Here is a 21,331-nt window from a genome sequence, read left to right as displayed (position 1 = left end):
TCATGCTTCGTTATTCCTCATTCAGACGGATCAAATGCCGGTACTGCCATTCGCGCTCCTGCATCACGGCAGAAGCGGCCAGGCCGGGTCCGGCTGCTTCGTACACCGCCTTAACCGCATAAGTGGCGGCATGCACCGCATGGGTGGCTACATGGGCGGTAGCCGCTGCATGACCCGCAGCGCGGCAAGCCGCGCAGGCCGCTGCCGGACTTACCTCACGCGCAGCCGAGTGGGCCGCGAACGCAGCTTGCCGTGCAGCGGTCATCTTCAGCTCCCTGCGCACCCAGGCGCGTCCGGCTTCTACTGCCTGCCGGGGCCGCTTCTCTTCCGGGGATGCCGCCTCCACATAAGGCAGTACCCGTTCTGCACAGTCCCCGGCCCAGGCAGCCAATACTTCGTGCTGACTTGTGGCGGCCAGTGCGGCGATGGATTCATCCAGCCCGTCAGCGGCCAGTTTGGCCTTCACTCTACTCCTCCAGCAGCCCCTGCCGGAATCTTAACCAGCACCTGATACTGCTTACCCGGTCTCAGTTCTTTCAGAACACCGTCTTCCACAAGCTGTCCGTCCAAATATACCTCGATTGCCGCTGCGCCAGACTCACGTTTCATCTCAATCTGCAGCTCGGCGCCTCTGAAGCTGCGCTTCACGCTGGCTTCCTGCCACGCGGAAGGAAGCTGCGGCTTCACCTGAAGCCCTTCCCGGCAGCCTTGCAGTCCGAACAGTCCGTCGATCAGGCAGCGGTACACCCATGGAGCGGTTCCGGTGTTGAACAGATGACTGGAGCGTCCGGCAGTCTGCGGGAACTGCTTGTAAGCCCCCCGGTAATAATTAGGGATGAACACCGGCAGCTGGCCCCGCCGGATGATATCCTCGATATCAGGCCCGGGGAGCATTTTGCGCAGCAGACGATAAGCGTGATCCTGCTCCCCCACTGCATACAAGCCATAGATATAGAAGGCCGCGGCATGGTTGTAGACTGCGCCATTCTCGGCTGTCCCCGGATGCTTTTGGGTCACCCGGCCCACATCCTCGCGCATGGCGGTATAGGATGGTGCGAGCTTTTCTACTCCATACGGGGTCTCCAGCTGTTCATGGACCGACTTTATCAGCTTCGCCCGCTTCTCCTCACCGGCCGCACCGCTGAGCAACGCCCAGCCCTGGGGATTAATGAAAATACGGCCTTCCTTGTCGCTGCTGATTCCGAACACCACATTGTCATCGGTAATTCCCCGCGCATACCACTCGCCATCCCAGAAGTACTGATTGACGAGCTTATTCGTCTCCTCCGCCGCATGGCGGAAGGTCTTGGCGATATCCGTACGGCCGCTCCGCTCACAAATATCCGCCCAGACCATACAAGCATACGCGGTAGCGATGGTCAGCCAGCCGGACACGCCTTGTCCCCGGTACCCTACCATATTCATCGGGTCACACCAGTCGCCCTGATTGATATAATTCAGGCCGCGCTCATCCCGCTCATGGAGCAGCCACTGTACCGCCCGGTCGATATGCTCATGCACAGGTCCTGTCTCCAGGCCGCCCGTATACGATACTTCCTCATCCAGAATGCTGTAATCATCCGTCTCATCCAGATAGGTACTAAGGCAGATCGGCAGCCAGACACAATGGTCTGTATGCGGAACCTGATTGATATATTTCAGTTCAGCCGCTTCATGCAAAATAATGCCGTCCGGCATCGCTCCGCTGGCCTCCTGCTGGCTTAAGGCCGTCAGGAACGCCTCTCTTGCCGTCTGCGGCTTAAGATAGCTCATTCCCATATTATCCTGCAGATAATTCCGGGTCTGCGGGTCGGTGGTCAGGCGGTTGGTCTGCCCGTGATAATACATCTGCCGGGGCAGCCAGTGGTTGACCAGATTGTCGAGGTCCGCATCCGGCGTAGAGATCTCAATGCTTCCTCTGCCTTCCGCGATGTACTGGGCATATTCCCGCTCAGCGCGCATGAATCCGTCCTCGCCTGCCGCATCGGTATCCAGAAACAGCTTCCGGCGGATCTCCGCAATCTCCTGTTCACTCCGGGCCGGGCCGAAGACGAAGCGGTATTCACGTTCTTCCCCCGCAGCCAGGTCCAGACTGTATTGCAAGGCGGCAACCGGGGTCTCATAACGGGCTTCACCTTGCGCCAGCCGCTGACTCTTAAGCGCTGACGGCGAGCCGATTCCGCCTTCGCCCTCGAAGGCTTCCTGATTCACTTCCCAGGAGGCCGGGGCATGGTCGGCCAGCAGAAAGGTTTTGTCCTTCAGATGCTTGATCTTGGCATAATCCTGATATTTCTGATAAGGTGTGACCGCTGTAGCCACAATTCCCTGCAAGGCTTCCTTATACTCGCCCGACTGATTCATCCATGACATATAGCCGATGGTGAAGTAGGGATAGAGGCTGATACTCCGCTGAACTGAAGACAGATTGGTCACTTTTACCCGCCACAGCTCCATCGGGTCATCCTTAGGCAGGCTTAACGTCATCTCTATCGCGATCCCGTTCTTCTCGATGGTCCATACAATATTATGTTTACCTACTGCAAAAGTGTAATGATCCGGAGGGTTGCGGACAGGCTCATAAGGGGCAGAGAACAGCTCTCCATTCTCCTCATCCTTGACATAGACGAAGCGGCCGGGGTGATGGGCATAATAAGGCTGCTCCGGCTGCATGAACGTCTTGGCCTCCAGATTCGGCGCATAAGAGTATTTAGCAGGCTCGGGCTGCATGAACTGGGCTACCGCATAGCCCCGGCAGTTCATATGAATCATCATCTGCTCATTCCACAGGAACCCCGAAGCCTTGGGGAGAATGGTGGGACTGGACAGCTCATAATATTCATTATCTTCAGATGCTCTGATCATTCTCGTGCCTCTCTTTCCGGAATAAATATCCATCATTCTAGTATACTTTATTCAAGAATACGCTCTCATAGGTTTGGGGGCAAGTCTAATGGAAGAGTTTCAATTTCATCGTTTTGGTTTTTATAGTAGAATATACCCAAATTAACTACCACTAAATGAGAGGTGCATCCTATGAAGCAATCGTACATAGCCAGACTTGAATTATTCGTAACTAACGCGCAGCAGATTAAACAGGAATTCCCGTGGCAAAATGCCTCCGTGAACCGGCTGGCAGCCTTGCTCTACGCCGTGGAGGACAAGATGGTCAACGTACAGGCGATCCGCATGTACCATGAGATGGTCAAGGATAACACCCGGGGCTTCTCCTCCTTCCGCGGAACCTCAGCCATCTGTATTGCTGCGCTGCTCTCCCTCTCCGCCCAGCCGGAACAGCAGCTTGCAAATACGCTCGCTGTATATGACCTGCTCAAGGAACGCAAATTCCGGGCCTCCGACTACCTGGTCATTGCCGCCTATCAGATCGCTGCCCATACCCCGTACGATCAATATGCCGCAGCCATAGACCGCACTCAAGCTTTCTATGAAGGAATGCGGTCAAAGCACCGTTTCCTCACCGGACGGGACGACTATATCTTCGCCACCATGCTCGGCCTCTCCGATATCCCTGTAGAGCAAGGGTTGGAGCAGCTGGAACAGCTCTATGTTACGCTCAAGCCCGAGTTCTTCTCCGGCAATAGTGTTCAGGCGCTGACACAGGTGCTGGTGCTAGGCGGCGAGGATCTCACAAGCCGGGTGCTTAGCCTGCGTGAGGCGTTCCGGGCACGGGATATCCGGCTGGATAAGGAGTATACACTCTCGTCCCTTGGCATCCTGTCCCTGATCCCTTATGAGCAGCAGCAGTTGGTAAGCGATGTCTCGGACACCTATGAATTCCTGCGTCCGCAGAAGGGCTTCGGCGGCTGGTCGATCAACAAGCAGGAGCTGCTCCTGCTGTCTGCCGCACTCGTCTCCTATCAATATATAGTCGATGTGAGAAACGGCATTATTGAATCCGCACTCTCTACCAGCCTGACCAACATCATCATTGCCCAGCAGACAGCGATCGCTGTAGCTGCAGCCTCTGCTGCGGCGGCAGCTTCTTCTTAAGGGCTGACATGCAAAAGGCTTCCGGAGCGTAATTGCTTCGGAAGCCTTTTAGTTGGATTTCAGGCACTTGTTAACCAGCGATCTCCCGTGTGACGGAAATTAGTTGGATTTATGACACTTAACTCTGCCCATATCTGCGATGTTACCTATATCCGGCTGGATTAGGTGTATAATTTCCAACTACAATTCGCCAAACAACGATTTTGTTATAATTAGATGACGTTTTTCCACTTGTTGTTATGTTAGATAGCAGCGGCCGCTTGCCTGCCACCCTTCCGCAACAACCCTACACTTCCTCCCCATCCTCGGGCATCCGGCGCCTGCCGATCCCAAACGCATAGTACCCCGCCACAACAACAGCCAGGAACGACGCGCCGACGATCAGCGACAGATGGGTATCCGGGTTGAACCACATGCCGATGATGACCAGCGACAGGAAGATAATGATAATGTAGTTACTGACCGGGAAAAAGCGGGACTTGAACGGATGGACTGCCATCTCGCCTGCCCATCGCTCTCTGAATCTGAACTGGCTGAAGGCCAGGGCGAACCACGGAATCATTCCCGGAAGCACGCTGGCACTGTAAATATAGAGAAACAGCTTGGAGTCCGGCATCAGATAGTTCAACAATACGCCTACGAGCAGCAGGGAGATCGTGGTAATAATGCTGTTTCGGGGCACTCCGCTGGCAGAGACTCTGCCGAAGAACTTCGGAGCCTGTCCGTTCTGGGCCAGCGTGTAGAGCATTCTTCCCGCACTGTAGATTCCGCTGTTGCAGCCCGACATCGCCGCTGTCAGCACCACGAAGTTGATAATGCCAGCCGCAGCGACAATCCCTACCTTGGCGAAGGTCAGCACGAACGGACTGCCGATCTCGCCGATCTCATTCCACGGATAGATGGTCACAATGATGAAGATGGCCCCCACGTAGAAAATCAGAATGCGCCAGATGATATTCTTGATCGCTTTGCGCAGCGTTTGCTTCGGATTCTCCGCTTCCCCTGCCGTAATCCCCACCAGCTCAATCCCCTGATAGGCCGCCGTGACAATGCAGAGCGCGAACAGAAATCCCTTTAATCCTCCGGCAAAAAAACCGCCATGGCTATACAGATTGGACAGACCTAACGGCTGCCCGCCATTCCCGAGACCGAAAAAAATCACCCCGGTGCCGATCACCAGCATCACAACAATGGCAACCACCTTGATCATCGCAAACCAGAATTCAAACTCCCCGTACAGCTTCACCGCCGCCAGATTGGCTGCCGCAATGATGCCCACCCCGATCAGCGCCGGAATCCACTGCGGGATATCCGGGAACCAGTACCCGACATAGATACCAATTGCCGTAACCTCCGCCATTCCGACTGTCACCCACAGGAACCAATAACTCCAGGCGGTCAGGAAGCCGGCCAGCGGGCTGATATATTTGTGGGCAAACGTGGCAAAAGAACCGGTCACCGGCTCCATCACCAGCATCTCCCCCATAATCCGCATCACAAAAAACATAATGATTCCTGCCAAAAGATACGCAAGCAGCACGGAAGGCCCCGCCCACTTAATCGTACTTGCCGAGCCCATGAATAATCCCACGCCAATCGTGCCGCCCAGTGCGATCAGCTCGATATGCCGCGGCTTAAGCCCTCTGGTTAACTCTTTGGATTCCAACGAAATGCTCCTCCTCATATGTACACCTGTACACCTCACATGTACTCCACGCAATCTATCTTAATATGTAAGCATCATTGTAAGCTGTGATCTACATTAACGCAATGCAGAATTACTGGATTACTCCAGCAGAAAGTTTCACCATTTGTAACAATAAATTGCCCCAGAACCTATACATTTTGGTTCATAGTGTTATAATCACTTTGTTTATCACAAGACAACAGGAAACAGGTGATCAGATGTTTGAAATCAAATGGCTGTGGCAGAACCTGGAGGGCAACCGGGCGCGGTATATCGTGGCGCTCTGCCTCTCGGTGGTGGGCTCAAGTCTTACGATTGTGAACCCCTACATCAGCCAGCGCATCGTCGATACGTTCATTGCCGGTGACCACGCCGGAGAGAATCTTGCTACAGGCCGCGGACTGCTCATTGCACTCTGCCTGGGCATGATCGGCTTCTCTCTGCTCCGAACAGGGCTGGCATACTTCACGACCATGCAGTACGAAATTTCTTCACAGAATATGATGTACAATATCCGGATTTATCTGTACAACAAGATTCAGGGCCAGGACCGGGAATATTATGACCGCAACCGCACCGGGGACCTGATGACGAAGATGACCGGGGATCTGGATATGGTCCGCCACTCGATGGCGTGGATTTTCAAGACGATCATTGAATCGCTTACGATTTTCCTGGCAGCCGTCATTTATTTCCTCACGATTGATGTGAAGCTGACGCTGTGGATGCTGATCCTGTCACCGCCGATTTTTGTAGTGGCCTTTATCTTCGCCAAGCGAGTGCGCCCGATGTACATCGACCTGCGCGAGCGGCTGTCCCAGCTTAATACGACGACCCAGGAGAATATCTCCGGGAACCGGGTGGTGAAGGCTTTTGCCCGTGAGGAGTTCGAGATTGCCAAGTTCACGGAGAAGAACGTCAACTACGCGGTAGCGAATAAAAAAGCGGCTCTCGTCTGGCTTGACTACTTCCCTTATCTGGAGTCGTTCGCCCAAGGCTTCAACGTGGTTCTGATGCTGGCCGGTGGTTACTACGTGATGGAGGGGCGGATTACCTTCGGTGAGTTCACGGCGTTCTCCTCACTGATCTGGGCGGTCTCGAACCCCATGCGCAATATCGGAATTATTATTAATGATATTCAGCGTTTCTTTGCCAGCTTATCCAAAATCGTCGATATCTATTACGCCCGCCCGGCGATTGCCAACGATCATAACCCGGTGGAGCAACGCCGCTATGAGGGACGGATTGAATTCGATCATGTCCGGTTCAAATATGATAACGCTACCGTGCTGGATGATGTGAGCTTCACGATAGCCCCCGGCGAGACCATTGCGATCATGGGGGCCACCGGCTCCGGCAAAACCTCGCTCATCAACCTCATTCCCCGCTTCTATGATGTGGCTGGCGGGCGTGTGCTGGTGGACGGCAGAGATGTCCGGGAGCTTGAGCTGGATGAGTTGCGCGGGAATATCGGGATGGCTACGCAGGATGTCCTGCTGTTCTCCGATACCATTGACGGCAACATTGCCTACGGCGATCCCGATCTGCCTGAGGAGGATGCGCAGGCTTACGCGGCTCTGGCCGCTGCCCATGATTTCATTGTCCGGATGCCTGAAGGCTACGATACCGTAGTCGGGGAACGCGGTGTCGGGTTGTCCGGGGGCCAAAAGCAGCGGATTGCGCTGGCCCGCGCCCTGGCGGTCCAACGTCCGATTCTGATCCTGGATGATACGACCTCAGCGGTCGATCTGGAGACCGAGGAGCATATCCAGCGCAGCCTCCGGGAGCTGGAGTATCCCTGCACGAAGATCATCATCGCACAGCGGGTATCCACTACGGCCCAGGCTGACCGCATTCTGATCCTGGAGGGCGGGCGCTTGATTGAGGAAGGGACCCACGCCGAGCTGCTGGCGAAGCGGGGTTATTACTATGATGTATTCATGCTTCAGAACGAGGGCATTGGAAGGCAGGTGACCGAGATTGGCCAGGAATAAATTCGATGTCGATGAGAATCTGGAATCGCCGTTTAATATCAAGCATTTCCGGCGGGCCATGGTCTATATCCGGCGTAAAAAGAAGCCGATGCTGATCGCATTCGCGCTCAGCGCATTGTCAGCGGCAATCGCCCTGTCGGCTCCGCTGATTATGCAGCATGTGGTGGATGTGACCATACCCGCCAAAGACATGGGAGCACTGGCAGGCTGGTCCCTGCTAATGCTGGCGACCATCGTGGTCAGTGTCATTCTGGCGACTATCCGCTCACGGATTATGACCCGTGTCGGTCAGGATATTATTTTCGATATCCGCACCGACCTGTTCAAGCATCTGCAGGAGCTGCCCTTCAAATATTATGACGACCGGCCGCAGGGCAAAATCCTGATCCGGGTCGTGAACTACGTCAACGGGGTCTCTGACGTGTTGTCCAACGGGATTATCAACTTCATCCTGGAAATCGTGAACCTGATCTTCATCGCGGTGTTCATGTTCGCCGTGGATGTGCGGCTCTCCTTCATCATTCTGGCCGGACTGCCGGTGTTCCTCGGTGTCATGCTGCTGATCAAGACCCGGCAGCGCCGGGCCTGGCAGGCCGTATCGAACAAAAGCTCCAACCTGAATGCTTATCTGCAGGAGAGTATCAGCGGCATCGGCGTCACCCAGATGTTCTCCCGGGAGACACGCAATGAAGGGATCTTCACCCGTCTGGCCGGCAACTTCCGCACGGCCTGGATGAAGGCGCTGCGTTACAACATACTGATTCCGTTCAGTGTCGATAACCTGTCTACCATTGTTACGGCTATGATCTTCCTGGTTGGCCTGCTGACCCTGGACCCGCAGAATATGACGCTGGGCGTCATTCTCGCGATGAGCAGCTATGCGGCACGCTTCTGGCAGCCGATCCTGAACCTGTCGAACTTGTACAATAACTTCATTAATGCGGTCGCTTATCTGGAGCGGATCTTCGAGACGCTGGATGAGCCGGTAACGGTCAGCGATATTCCCGGTGCGAAGGCGCTGCCGCCAGTGGAGGGCCGGGTGACGTTCGATGATGTCACCTTCGCCTACGATCCGGGCCTGAATATCCTGGAGAACATCTCCTTCGATGTCGCAGCGGGAGAGAGCATCGCTCTGGTCGGTCCGACCGGAGCGGGCAAGACCACCGTCGTCAACCTGATCTCACGCTTCTATAACCTGACCGGCGGACGCATTCTGATCGACGGGCAGGATATCTCGCAGATCACGCTGAAGTCACTGCGCAGCCAGATGGGGATCATGCTGCAGGACAGCTTCATCTTCTCGGGAACCATTCTGGATAATATCCGCTATGGCAGACCGGATGCGACCGAGCAGGAGGTCATCGCCGCTGCGAAGGCGGTCTGCGCGGATGATTTCATCCGCGAATTCGATCAGGGCTACCAGACCGAGGTGAACGAACGCGGCTCCAAGCTCTCCCAGGGGCAGCGGCAGCTGATCTCGTTCGCCAGAACGCTGCTGGCCAACCCGCGGATTCTCATTCTGGATGAAGCCACCTCCTCTATTGATGCACAGACCGAGCGTCTGCTCCAGAAGGGGCTGAATGAGCTGCTTAAGGGCCGGACCTCGTTCATCATCGCGCACCGCCTGTCTACAGTGAAGAACTGCGACCGGATCATGTATGTCTCGAACAAAGGCATTGCCGAGAGCGGCTCCCATGACGAGCTGATCGCCCGCCGCGGCCTGTACCACCGGCTGTATACGGCGCAGAAGATGGAAGCCTGACGTGCAACGCAAGTAAGGCTATATAGATTGTACTTGTAGTTCAATTTATATAGGTTCAAACAAGTGGAAACGGCTTTGCCGTCCTTTTAAAGGACGGTACCGTTTCAGCGAGAAATAGAAGGATAATCTATCGTGTGAAACATATAGATTCTTATATTTTAAGAAATCGCCAAAAACCGCAGCAGGGGCTCCCCTGTCTGCGGTTTTTGGCACGCTTAGTTGGACCGTACAGCACATCTCCAGTGAAGATTGCGCCCTCACGTAAGATCCGTTACCGCCTAAGACTACTGTTACTGGCTTTCTCAATTTCGTGCAATTAAGCAATACTAATACTCCTGCTGCGATCCATGCGGACTGGAGAGCCGCTATTCCTGTGCATTGCACCATTTCGCGGGCTAAGCGGACTCACATGCACTTAACTAGCCGCGCTTGCCTCATTTCCATCACCAACTGGCCTTATAACGGCCCCTCAGTCCGCGGACGAGCGATAAAGCTGTCTTTTTCACAAAATAAAGGCCTCATGGTCCGGTTGTAGAACCTTCATATACTCTTCCCTCAGCATACTATAGATCTCCAGATCGACCACGCCCTTGCCGGACCAGAGGGCCGCCTGCCGCAGCATCCCTTCCTTGACATATCCGTTCTTCAGCAGCACCTTCTTGGAGGGCTCATTATTCAGCATCACTTCCGCCTGAATCCGGTTCACCTGAGCCTGCTGGAACAGAAATGCTGTCAACAGCTCAACGGCCCTGGAGGCGAGGCCCCTCCCCCACTGGGCTTCCGCAAGGAAGTAGCCAATGGTGACCATATTAACCCTCTGATTGAAGTCGCAGGCTTCAATGATTCCGAGCAGGTGCGTATCGTCCGCTGGAGCGAAGATGCCCCACTTGATCCGCGATCTTTTGCCATAATCCCGCTCATAATGACCGATCATGCTCTTGACTGTAGTCTTATTGTGCTTGGGGATAATCCCGCAATATTCGAACACATGGTCATTGCTGTAAATCTCGAACAGCCCGTCCAGATGCTGCTCCTCAATCTTGCCCAGCACCAGCTCCTCTGATCTTAAGACAGGGAACTGGTCAAACACAATCTCCATCTTCACCCGGGGCACTCCCTTCTCTGATCCTTAAGCGCTTGGCCTAATGGGGACGTACAGCTCAACCATGCACTTGCCCTGCGGGTCCTGCGCAGGATCATTCAGACAGAATTCAAGACATGGCCGGTCATCGGCTTCATAGCCGCTGCGGGGTAACCATACGCTGAACATCGTATCATACGCAAGGACAAATCTCTCTACCGTATCATAGTAGGAATACACCGCATACTGCCCGCCGGATAGAGTCTTGTATGCTACCTCCTCCCGATGGGCCTCCCGGTCGAATCCCTCCGGAAGTGTAACGCAAGCATCATAGCGGCATACAGACTCTTCCGTAAGTTCCCCGTCATCCAGTGAGATTCCGATGAACTGCTGATTCGCCGGATGCAGCCCCTTCTCAGTAGCCCAGCCGGTTAGCTTGTCCCATGCGTGATGCGTGTCCAGGTAACTACCAATATGCCTGACATAAGCGACTTCAACTTCTGCAATTACTCTAAGTTCCACCATACTGTCCCATGCCCTCCTTAACAGCGAATTACCTTCGGCTTTATTGTAATCCGCCAGGGCGGCCGGCTCTGCCTGCTTATTGCTGAGGAGTGACGGGAAATTGCTATGTTTCTGCCTGCTGTTCCTGACACTGCTGGGCGTACAGCCGAAATGCCGTTTGAAATGGACATTCAGAGCAGATACCGATTCAAAGCCACTTTCCCATGCAATCTCCAGAATGGTCAGGTCCGTCTTGGTCAGCAGCTCCCATGCCCGCTCGATACGCTTCCTGGTAACGAAGGCCATGGGCGTCATGCCCGTGAAGGCTGTAAATATTCTGCTGAAATGATATTTGGAGAAATGGGAGATCTCCGCCAGCTGATCCAGCCGCAGCGGCTGGCTGCTGTGATTTTCTATGTAGGCAATGACCTGCTTGATCCTCTCTCCATACTGCTCCTTCATCACTGAATCCCCCGTCCTCTTCGTGTTACAATACTGTACAAATATTAATAGATGAGGCGATAGTGAATGATTACCACTCTGTACTTCGTACGACATGCCCACTCTACTTATTCTACCGACGAATTGAATAGACCTTTATCCGAAGATGGACGGGCAGACGCACAGAGAGTTACCCGTCTACTACTTCATGAGAATATTAACATTCTGATCTCTAGTCCCTATAAACGGGCTATACAGACCATTGAGGGGCTGGAGAAACCGCTCAGGACTAGGATTGTAATTGAAGATGATTTTAAAGAAAGAATCTTGTCTTCAGAACCTGTACCGGACTTCGGGCAGGCTATCTCCAAGGTATGGGAGGACTTTTCCTTCGCCTGGCCGGGAGGAGAATCCAATCTGGTTGCCCAGAAGAGAGGCGTACAAGCACTCTATAAAGTTTTGCAGCAATATAAAGGAAATTCAATCGCTATCGGAACTCACGGTAATATGATGGTCCTGATCATGAATGCTCTGGATAAGCGTTATGATTATAGCTTCTGGAAGCAGTTAGAAATGCCAGACATCTATAAGCTAAGCTTCGTTGAGAACAAGCTTGTGAGTGTACAGCGTATTTGGCGCTAGCCCCCCCTTGGCCACACATATAGTTTCGATGCACCCGATTAAACTTGACAGACTGCTGTCACGGCGCTGTGATATAACCAGGTAAAGGAGTGATTGTCTTATGGCAAGCTATGAATACTCGTCAAGGCAGGACTTGATGGACACGATCCATAATCTGTACCTGCTCTTGGATGCCGAGTATGACGGCATTAACAATACATATAAGGATACGCGAATGCCCGAGGTGGACAAAACCCCTGCCGAGATCATCGCTTATCAGCTGGGGTGGCTGGAGCTGGTGAGGAGCTGGGACCGGAGCGAGCTGGAAGGACAGACCTTCTCCATGCCCGCTGCGGATTACAAGTGGAATCAGCTCGGCGGGTTGTATCAGTCCTTCTACAGCAAATATGCGGAGTATTCCCTGTCTGAGTTGCGCGGGCTCTTCCGGCAATCAGAGCAGCAGTGGCTGGACTGGATCGGAACATTGACGGAGGAGGAGCTGTTCATCCAAGGCGCGCGTAAGTGGACCGGAACCAAGGAGAACTGGCCGATGGCCCGGTGGATTCACATTAACTCTGCCGCTCCGTTCAAGACCTTTCGGGGGAAGATCCGGAAGTGGAAAAAGCATTGTCCTGAAGGACTGGCAGAGTGAAATAGTGGCAATATGACAAAGTGGCATAGCAGCTTAGCGTCCACTGCTTCGCAATCATTGCGTGCTGTCTGCCCTCCCGTCTGGCCCTTGCATCCCCCTCCTGTCAGGGCCTTCACGGTTCATTCCCCTGCTCCCGTCCTTGAAGTTGGTGCCCCCGCCGTTCATGCCGGGGAAGCCGCCGGGCCGGGAATTGAAGTCTGCACTAGTAATATTTTGAGCCGTGACCGCTTCGCAGGAAGTGAGCAGCAGAGAACAGCTAAGCATACTAATGATTAAGGTGATGTAATATTTCTTAGTCCGCATGATTAGGGCGTGTCTGAAAACTAATCATATTGAAGCTACTTCAACAGAATCATCGCGGAAGCGAGAAAGGCAAAGCTTAAAAAGTTTCGAGAAAGCTTGTCATAGCGTGTTGCGATTCCGCGGAATTGTTTGAGTTTGTTGAAAAAACATTCCACTACATGGCGTTCTTTATAATGGTAAAAATCACATGTCCAAGGATTTGCGGCATTGGATTTGGGCGGGATACAGTATGTTGCGTTTTGGGATTCAATGTACGTTCGAATCTCTACCGTTCCGTAGGCTTTATCGGCTAAAATAGCGGTTCCGGACAAGCTTACCCCTGACAGGACTTCGACCGCTGCCGTACAATCATGGATGTTTCCAGGCGTTAAAAATAGGCGAATCGGATTCCCTAGCGCGTCGACTACAGCGTGGATTTTGGTATTGCGTCCCCCTCGGGAAAGTCCGATTTCTTGGTTGGTTGCGGCATTTTCAGCCCTTTTTTAGCCCCCGCTGCGTGCTGGTGAACTTTACAAGAGGTGCTGTCTAGAGAAACATCCTGCAAGTCTGCATCGCTGGCGAGCGCTTCAAATATCTTTTGAAAAAGATCGTCATTGCTCCATAAACGAAACCGGGAATACACGGTTTTCCAAGAACCAAAACGTTCTGGCAGATCACGCCAAGGTGCCCCTGTTTTGACTTTCCAAAGCATGGCATTAAGCATCACCCGATTGGGTTTTGAGGGTCTGCCTTCACCCTTGTTTTCAGGTGGCAACAGTTCTTTGACCCTTTCCCAGTCCGGGTCTTTGATTTCGTGGCGTCTTAGCATCTTTTACAAGCTCCTCGTAATTGCGTCCTTGTAAAATTATGCTACGGTTATGCGTTGGAAGCAATATCTAGTTTTAAGACACGCCCTAGACCTCCTTGTCCCGGTCAGCAATACATATACGTCTTGGACACCCAAGTAGGATAAGACAAGCAGCAGCGGATACACAGGATACAGATACCGGGACTTAATCTCCCAGAGCAGGTAGAACCCGATGAAGCCAAGAATCACCAGCAGGAGCGGGGTCTCCGCGAAGCGCTTAGTCCGCAGTCCCCGGATTAACCGGATCAGAATGAAGACGTACATCAGGAAATTCTGGACATATATGGCCCACAGCAAGCTGCTCCGGTACATAGAAGCACCTTCAAACAGTCTGCTTGCAGCTGTGGAATAGCTGTAATGGCCCATTACCATGCCGCCCCTCCCGCCAACAGAGGAGGCTCCTTCATTTCCTATCCCGTAGCGCTCCATCTGATAGGTCCCTTCCGTCCAGGTCCAGACCAGCTTTTTATAATACATTCCTGCAAGCTCGGTTAAGGTCGCGCCGGAGAGCTTGCTGCGGATAGACGCCTTGAACAGTTCTACACTCTCCGCCTTATTATAGCCGGCCTCCTGTTGGTAGATATTATAGCTCTCCCGGTCATCCCAGAACCCGAGTGTCTCCAGATTAATCCCCATATTCAGCCACATGTACACTGGAGCAGAATTGCTGGACGGCGATTCGTCCACAATGCCTGTTGCTTGAAGCGCCGTATTCTGAATCCAGGCAGGGAGAACCCACAGCAGCAGCGTTACTCCAAGGGCAGCCATGACCTTTTTCACGCCAATCGCCCGCAGGTTCAGGAGCAGACCGAGGACAATGGCAATCAGGAAGATCATACCTATACTACGGAAGTAGTTGCCGAGTGTCAGCAGAACTGCCGCGAACAGTATATCCTTCATGGATCTTCTGCGGATGAACCTGACTGCGAAGTAGAGCGCGCTGGTGAGCAGAGCCGTGGCAATTCCATCATTATAGATGAAGTTGCTCATGAACAAAGCTGGAACATAGGTCGCAGCCACAATCAGAAGGCCATAGTCCTTCCTGCTTGATTTAGGATTCAGCTCTTGGCAAAGCAGGTAGATGACCAGCGTAGTGACGAGGGAGAAGAGGATATTGAAGCTTTTGATCACCAGATAATTGTCCGGGAACAGAAGCAGCAGCGTCTTCAGATACAGCACGAAGGAGAAATTGAACGGGAACATGTAGAGGTATCCGCCTGACTGAAAGGAGGAATAGTCCTTGTCATAGAGCATAGCCCAGGCCAGGGACAGCACCGTCTGTGAATCATCTGTAGGCATGCGGGTGAACAGAAAAATAATCACGAGCTGCAGGATACCAGACAACAGCAGAACGGCTGGAATAATCTTGGCCCGGCTATAGCCTTCAAGCTTCCGTGAGAGTCTGTACAGCACGAAGCCCAGTCCCAGAACAACTACGATCCATAGCAGGAAAATAAGCGGCTGCTGCCCTTCCAGCACCGCCCGGTCTCCATACACGGAATAATTATATTTTGCCCGGAAAAAGAAGGATGAAGCGATGAACAGCCCAATGAACAAGGCGAGGATGATCGTTACGATTTGCTGGATTCTTTTTACCATGATACCCTCCTGATCGGCAGCGTCCGGCGAATCTTTCGCATGTGCCTTAATCCATATACGGAGTATACATAGTGAATCTGAATGTTAGTTGAAAGGATGCTTCCTTATCACAAGTGGAAACGGCTTTGCCGTCCTTTTAAAGGACGGTACCGTTTCAGCGAGAAATAGAAGGATAAGTTATCGTGTGAAACATATAAATTCTTATATTTTTTAAAAAACCTCCGGGTCCTCTCCAGCCGCTGCATCCATAGATGCGCTCATGCCGGAAAATGTTCCCGAAGGCTTGCTGCTTAAACTATTCTGTTCCTGTTGAATACGTGCGGGTGAATCACTTGTCAGCAACAGCACGAACCACACGAAAGCCCTGGTCATTCCCCCGGCTGCTTGGGTCGAATTGGCCGCGGAAGGATACCTCCGTATTGTTCACTCCGCCGATCCAGCCACCGCCCTTCACGAGCCGGACCGAGCCGGTCTTGCTATTCGAATCCGCTTTCCCGTACCAGTTCCAGCACCATTCCCTTACGTTGCCTGACATATCGTACAGTCCCAGCTCATTGGGCTGCTTGAGTCCGGTATTTCTCGGCTGGCTATGGTTGTTCTCAATCGCAGGCCAGGTCCAGTCCCCAGTCAGGAATTGATCGCCGGAGTTCCTCCAGTACCAGGCTACCTCCTCCGGGTTGTCGCTTCCGCTATACGGATTGCTTGTGCTCATCTGGCCTCCGCCTGCTGCATATTCCCACTCGGCTTCTGTCGGCAGACGGTAACCGTCCGCCCCTTCATTTGCCGTTACATTCCATTTCATGAAATCCCGGTCACTTGTATTATTCGAATCAACCGTATTCTTGTCTATATTATAATAGAGGGCCAGGCCTTCCTTCACACTCCGCTCATTGCAGTACTCCACGGCATCATACCAGGTTACGCTCTCCACCGGCAGCTTGTCTCCTTGGAACTGCGAGGGGTTACTCTTCATCACTTCCAGCCATTCTTGCTGGGTGATCTCATATTTACCAATGTAGAAGTCCGGGAGGGTCATCTCTGTCCCGTAGTAATTGGATTTCGTATCTTTAAAAGTACCGCCTTCTATCCGCACTAAACGCTCATCCGCGGCAGGCTTCTCCTGCGCGCAGGCACTGGCTATAACCGCGATTGCCATACACAGAATCAGAATCATTAATGGTTTTCTCATGAATACCTCTCCTTTGAGCAGATGGGCAAGGTACAGGACCTAAGCACAGATCGGTGCATGAAAATGATAAGGCCGGCAGCTTGTCCACCCGGCCGGCCTTAGCCTGTCAACGGTTAGCTGAACTTACGGCACTGCCGGAACGGCAAGGCGCCTGTCAGCTTGTCCATTACCACACGGTTACGTTGGAGCTGCCGCTGCTCTGGTATCCTTCGGTAGCCAGTACCTGATATGACCAGCTGCTTCCCAGATACATTGATTTGCTCTGCCAGGCATTCACGTGGTTGCTGAATGTAATCTGGACATTGCTGCCGATTGGCCGTTTAGATTGTCTTACACTCCAGTACTGCGGGAACGTAGCATTTCCGTCAATAGAAGGAGCGTCGTAACGCATGGTACGATAGATATCATAAGTGCCGCCATCACTGTTCACCGTGCCTTTGTAATCGCCGGTTGGTCTGTAAGTTCCCCAGTTGTCTACCACGTAATATTCAATAAGGGAATTCCGGGTCCATCCGTATAAGGTCAGGTAGCCGTTGCCGGAAGGCGCGAAAACCCCTGCATTATAATTTACAACCCGGTTCGGTGATCCGTAAGTCCAGCCTTTACCCACTACGAAGTTCCCGGTATTGTACCAGTTCACACTATAATTCCCGCCACTTCCGTTCACCGCATTCACGGTTCCGCCGCCATCGGTCCAGTTCTGCCAATAATCTGTTGCGCCTGCAGTAGCTGCGAACGCGCTGAAGCTCAGTGCCGCTGTCATTAATACCGTAAGAAGTTTCTTTTTCATTGTCAATTAATACCTCCCGATTATAATGTGTTTGCTTGCAGCTTGCTTCCCCCAACAGAATAATAACTTATCCTGATGGTTATCCCATATATTTACTTGTCCTCCTTTCGAGAAAATTATATCTAGTAAGCGTTTACATTACTCTCCGCAAACTAAAGATTAACCCCCAATTTTTATTGATATTATGAAATTATTGGGATGAATCGACGAGAATTCCACTCTCGCCGAAGATAGGGGCGGAAATTGGGGGAAATTCGGCAGCGGCGGACTACCATTTACTCCTTCAGGATGGGTTGGCTGGAATCAGGTGCACTAATGCTCTTCGTAACCTAAGAGGGGCCTATCAGTTCATCCTCCGGCTCACCTTCAGCCCACTAAAGGAATTGGTCCCTTTCTTCCACCTCACCCCGTCTTCAGAGCCGACCAACGCCAAAAAGCCGCCCCAAACGGGGCAGCTCTGCGCTATTCTGCCATACTCACTTGTCACTATTCATCCATAGCTAATCTATTAACTTTTTCTATTCACCATCTAGCTATTCCCCATCAACTTTAGTCCCTCTAGCCCATCTTGATAACCGCCTTAACCACATCCTCCTTATTATTAATCACGTAATCGAACGCTTGCTGCGTCTCCTCAAAGTTGAATTCGTGTGTGACGATCCCCTTGACGTCGATCTTGCCGTCCGCGATGGCTCCGATGGCTGCCGGATACAGGTTGCGGTACCGGAAGACCGACTTGATGCCGGCTTCCTTGAACATAATCTGCATGAAGTCGAAGTCAATGATATCCTTGGCGGCCAGGCCAACCAGGACGATGGTTCCGCCTCTTTTGACCAGATATGGCGTCTGCTTCACCGTATGTTCACTGCCTGCCGTCTCAATCACCTTATCCACGCCCGCGCCATCGGTCCAAGCCGCAATGGTCTCCAGCACATTCTCCTGCTTGGCATGGATGACCCGCGTAGCTCCCAGCTTCATCGCCGCTTCCAGCCGCTTCCCGATAATGTCCACCACCACAATCTCCGTAGCCCCGTAAGCCTTGCAGGCTAGTAGTGTAACCAGTCCTATACAGCCAGCTCCAAGAATCACAACACGGTCCCCCAGCTTAACGCCGCCCTGCGCCGCAGCATGGAGTCCTACCGCCAGCGGCTCGACCAGTGCGCCCTCCTCCGAAGACACATTATCCGGCAGCTTGAAGGCCATATTCTCGGGGTAAGCGATATAGTCCATCAGACAGCCATGGTACGGCGGCGTAGCTAGGAACTGTACATCCGGGCAGAGATTGTACTTGCCACTCTTGCAGAACTCACACTGGCCACAAGTCACACCAGGCTCCAGCGCCACCCGGTCCCCCACCTTCAGATGCTTCACGCCAGGGCCAAGCTCCACCACTTCCCCGGCGCATTCATGCCCCAGAATGAAATCTCCGTCCACCACGAAATCACCGATCCGGCCATGCTCCAGGTAATGTACATCCGATCCGCAGATGCCGACAACCTCCAGCTTCACAATGACCTCGCCCTCCCGGACTGCGGGCATATCGATGTCCTTCATTGCCATTTGCTTCAGATCTGTCATATAAAAAGCTCTGTTCTTCATCCATTTCTCCTCCTCAGGAACATTAGCATACTCTTTAACAAACTCCTGTTACTTCAAGGATTTTGCCTTCCTTCTTCAACCATTCAATAATAATATACTTTTATAAAACCATTTAAATAAGATTATAAACGGAATTGGGGTGAAGTCAACAAAAACTCCCCCAGAGAAGGACAAGGCTGCGATTGCAGCAACGTCCCTCTTCCGGAGGAGCGGGGAAAGCAGATATTGTATTAGGGTAAAATCAACCCGGATCTAGATTCTGTCGATAAATTCAGTCACCAGCTCCAGGGCAGCGCCCACAGCGGTGGCCTCCAGCTTATATTTGCAGACCCGCAGGTAGGAGCCATCCTGCTCGAAGGTGTTCTTGCGGGCTGCCAGCGCCTGAAGCTCATCAATGTATTCCTCCATGTGAGCCCCGGCGTAGCCGCCGAGAATCACATCGCAATCGTACAGCATCCGCAGGTTATTCACTGTAAGCACCAGATAGCCCAGATATTCCTGCCAGATAGCCCGCTGCTCCTCCTTGCCCTCTCCCAGCAGCCGGAAGAATTCCGCGATGCTCCCCCCCGTGCTGTCCGATAGAATCCTCGCTGAGCAATAGGCATCTACACAGCCCTTCTGTCCGCAGTAACATGTACGCCCTTCAGGCACAATCGTCATATGCCCGAACTCTCCGCTACGGTGGTTCTGGCCTGCATAGATCTGGTTACCGGCTATAATGGCACCACCCACACTATTGTTAAGGGACAGATAGACCACATTGTGTATGTCCTGCTCTCCCCACAGTTCAGTGAGTCCCGCCGCATTCGCATCATTGCTCAGGACGCAGGGATAAGGGATGTATTCGGCGAACCGCCGGACACTGCCTCCCTTGAAATCTATGACTGTAGCATAGCTTACCGTCTGCCGGTCCCCGGATAGAATCGCAGGCAGCGCAATGCCTACTCCCAGAATCCGGCTGCGGTCCAGCTGACATTCCTCTACGAACTCCTCCACCAGCTTGCCTACCCCATGGAAGTAGGTCTCCTCATTTGCAAACGGATAATGATTCCTGACATTCTTAATGATTCTGCCGCTCAAGTCAATGACGACAATCCCCACATGATTCAGGGTAATATCCAGTCCGACGGCATATCCCGCCACACTGTTACAGGCCATCGACTTGGCCTTACGCCCCCCGGTGGATTCATACAGCCCGGTCTCCTCAATCAGCCCGCGTTCCTGCAGTTCCTTGAGATTCTGTGTCACGGTTGGAAGACTTAGACCCAGCGCCTGTGCAATCTCCTGAATGGAAGTGGATTCACGGTGATACAGGTACCGGTAAATGGCATTCCGGTTCATCTTTTTAACTTCCATACTGTTCAAGCGATGTGTCGCCATTCCAATCCCCCTCACTTTTACAAATGTGCTTTATAATTTTATACATATAATATGCAATCACACCCGTTATAGCAATCATTAGCCGCTTTAGTTGTGAATAATTTCACTTAAGTGGTTTTATTGTATCAAGAATTGGAAGGCCCGTCATTAATCTTTTGGGTCGATGGCCTTAATCGGTCCCTCTTGTCGCACTCATTCGCATGTTAACGCCAAGAATGACGAGCCAACCGGAGAACAGCAACTGGGAGATCAGGATCATTCCCTCACCAAGTAACCATGGATAGGAGCCGATTAGATCAAACACCCCGGTCAGAAGCCCGAGGGCTGCCGTGAATTGTCCCAGTCCGCTCTTCCAAATCACAAGGCTCAGCAGAATCGTTGCGATTCCAACAACTAATGCGACACAATGCACGCCCCCGTAATAGAAGCTGATGATCAGCCTGTAGCTCTCCGGCGTAAGCTCAATCCCATATACCGGATAGACCAGCCTCCCCAGAATAATAACCAACACGATATAGACAGGAACGCTAACCGCCAGCAGGCCGCAGCCAAACTCAGTCAGGACCGGATTCACCTGCACCAGCAGCCGGTATAATGCCGCGATGGAGGGGATGAGCAATACCGCAGCAAAGAACAGCACCTCGTCTGCCATTGAGAGCTGGAATCGCCATTCGCTCAGCCATGATAAGAGCGCAGCATCCTCCAGCGGAGGAGCAGGCACCGATCTCAGGAACAGATATTGGGCCAGGAAGAGCAGGCCGGAACAAATAAACGCCATTCCGCCAAACCGGATCAGCCGCTGACGGGTCATCATATCGCTTCATCTCGATTCTTATTTATTCTTAATGCTGCCGAATTCTATGAACATTTAGGC

At 52.6% G+C, this 21,331-nt stretch carries 17 protein-coding genes; 5 read left to right on the top strand and 12 right to left on the bottom strand.

All coding sequences use genetic code 11. From position 1 onward, the window contains the following. Window positions 1-10: 10 nt before the first annotated feature. Both MKZ07_RS27670 and MKZ07_RS27665 read right to left on the bottom strand, forming a co-directional pair. Window positions 11-466: a putative immunity protein gene (locus tag MKZ07_RS27670; protein WP_235218408.1), complete on the bottom strand. Its 456-nt coding sequence runs from the start codon at window positions 464-466 to the stop codon at window positions 11-13. Next, a complete protein-coding gene (locus MKZ07_RS27665; RefSeq protein WP_341028775.1) occupies window positions 463-2,862 on the bottom strand; it encodes a GH36-type glycosyl hydrolase domain-containing protein in 2,400 nt (799 codons plus the stop codon). The genes MKZ07_RS27670 and MKZ07_RS27665 overlap by 4 nt, the downstream gene beginning before the upstream one ends. A 171-nt stretch (window positions 2,863-3,033) precedes the next feature. Between MKZ07_RS27665 and MKZ07_RS27660 the strand changes: the two genes are divergently transcribed. Further along, the gene (locus MKZ07_RS27660; RefSeq protein WP_341028773.1) at window positions 3,034-4,008 is read left to right on the top strand and encodes a DUF4003 family protein; all 975 of its coding nucleotides are present in this window, start codon (window positions 3,034-3,036) and stop codon (window positions 4,006-4,008) included. Between the two features lie 286 nt (window positions 4,009-4,294). Here the strand turns inward: MKZ07_RS27660 and MKZ07_RS27655 are convergent, their stop codons facing one another. Then, the gene (locus tag MKZ07_RS27655) at window positions 4,295-5,674 is read right to left on the bottom strand and encodes an amino acid permease (RefSeq protein WP_341028772.1); all 1,380 of its coding nucleotides are present in this window, start codon (window positions 5,672-5,674) and stop codon (window positions 4,295-4,297) included. 239 nt (window positions 5,675-5,913) lie between these two features. Here MKZ07_RS27655 and MKZ07_RS27650 point away from each other — a divergent pair, with 239 nt between their 5' ends. Both MKZ07_RS27650 and MKZ07_RS27645 read left to right on the top strand, forming a co-directional pair. Continuing rightward, window positions 5,914-7,689 carry an ABC transporter ATP-binding protein gene (locus MKZ07_RS27650; RefSeq protein ID WP_036694624.1) on the top strand — a complete coding sequence of 592 codons (1,776 nt, stop codon included), beginning with the start codon at window positions 5,914-5,916 and terminating at the stop codon, window positions 7,687-7,689. Then, window positions 7,676-9,451 (top strand): ABC transporter ATP-binding protein, encoded by a 1,776-nt coding sequence (locus MKZ07_RS27645; RefSeq protein ID WP_036694628.1) that lies wholly within the window; start codon window positions 7,676-7,678, stop codon window positions 9,449-9,451. Before MKZ07_RS27650 ends, MKZ07_RS27645 begins: the two co-directional genes overlap by 14 nt. A 502-nt stretch (window positions 9,452-9,953) precedes the next feature. Here the strand turns inward: MKZ07_RS27645 and MKZ07_RS27640 are convergent. Further along, window positions 9,954-10,556 carry a GNAT family N-acetyltransferase gene (locus tag MKZ07_RS27640; RefSeq protein WP_036694629.1) on the bottom strand — a complete coding sequence of 201 codons (603 nt, stop codon included), beginning with the start codon at window positions 10,554-10,556 and terminating at the stop codon, window positions 9,954-9,956. Window positions 10,557-10,580: 24 nt separating this feature from the next. Then, window positions 10,581-11,498 carry an AraC family transcriptional regulator gene (locus MKZ07_RS27635; RefSeq protein WP_036694630.1) on the bottom strand — a complete coding sequence of 306 codons (918 nt, stop codon included), beginning with the start codon at window positions 11,496-11,498 and terminating at the stop codon, window positions 10,581-10,583. A gap of 69 nt (window positions 11,499-11,567) precedes the next feature. On the opposite strand from MKZ07_RS27635, the gene MKZ07_RS27630 reads away from it, so the two are divergent. Beyond that, window positions 11,568-12,119: a histidine phosphatase family protein gene (locus tag MKZ07_RS27630; RefSeq protein ID WP_036694661.1), complete on the top strand. Its 552-nt coding sequence runs from the start codon at window positions 11,568-11,570 to the stop codon at window positions 12,117-12,119. Between the two features lie 100 nt (window positions 12,120-12,219). Then, window positions 12,220-12,750 carry a ClbS/DfsB family four-helix bundle protein gene (locus tag MKZ07_RS27625; RefSeq protein WP_036694632.1) on the top strand — a complete coding sequence of 177 codons (531 nt, stop codon included), beginning with the start codon at window positions 12,220-12,222 and terminating at the stop codon, window positions 12,748-12,750. 338 nt (window positions 12,751-13,088) lie between these two features. Here the strand turns inward: MKZ07_RS27625 and MKZ07_RS27620 are convergent. From MKZ07_RS27620 to MKZ07_RS27590, 7 genes are all read right to left on the bottom strand, one after another. Then, window positions 13,089-13,861 (bottom strand): IS5 family transposase gene (locus MKZ07_RS27620; RefSeq protein WP_341027176.1). Its coding sequence is split into 2 segments (ribosomal slippage): window positions 13,089-13,531 and window positions 13,531-13,861, totalling 774 coding nucleotides; the frame shifts between segments, so codons are not numbered across the junction. Window positions 13,862-13,897: 36 nt separating this feature from the next. Next, on the bottom strand, window positions 13,898-15,499 hold the full coding sequence (locus tag MKZ07_RS27615; RefSeq protein ID WP_341028770.1) for a glycosyltransferase family 39 protein: 1,602 nt from the start codon (window positions 15,497-15,499) through the stop codon (window positions 13,898-13,900). Window positions 15,500-15,827: 328 nt separating this feature from the next. Next, window positions 15,828-16,688, bottom strand: coding sequence for a formylglycine-generating enzyme family protein (locus MKZ07_RS27610; protein WP_076161564.1), 861 nt, complete (start codon window positions 16,686-16,688; stop codon window positions 15,828-15,830). 166 nt (window positions 16,689-16,854) lie between these two features. Continuing rightward, entirely contained in the window at window positions 16,855-17,478 is a 624-nt protein-coding gene (locus tag MKZ07_RS27605; RefSeq protein WP_036694640.1) for a glycoside hydrolase family 11 protein, read from the bottom strand. Between the two features lie 558 nt (window positions 17,479-18,036). Further along, window positions 18,037-19,077 (bottom strand): NAD(P)-dependent alcohol dehydrogenase, encoded by a 1,041-nt coding sequence (locus MKZ07_RS27600; protein WP_036694641.1) that lies wholly within the window; start codon window positions 19,075-19,077, stop codon window positions 18,037-18,039. A 252-nt stretch (window positions 19,078-19,329) separates the two neighbouring features. Then, on the bottom strand, window positions 19,330-20,457 hold the full coding sequence (locus tag MKZ07_RS27595; protein WP_036694642.1) for an ROK family transcriptional regulator: 1,128 nt from the start codon (window positions 20,455-20,457) through the stop codon (window positions 19,330-19,332). 169 nt (window positions 20,458-20,626) lie between these two features. Beyond that, window positions 20,627-21,271, bottom strand: coding sequence for a hypothetical protein (locus MKZ07_RS27590; RefSeq protein ID WP_156949613.1), 645 nt, complete (start codon window positions 21,269-21,271; stop codon window positions 20,627-20,629). Between the last annotated feature and the right edge of the window lie 60 nt (window positions 21,272-21,331).

The organism is Paenibacillus sp. FSL P4-0338, assembly GCF_038002365.1.
In the GTDB taxonomy this organism is placed as follows: domain Bacteria; phylum Bacillota; class Bacilli; order Paenibacillales; family Paenibacillaceae; genus Paenibacillus_AQ.
Note: the sequence above shows the minus strand (reverse complement) of the source record. Positions and strands in the feature narration are given on the sequence as shown.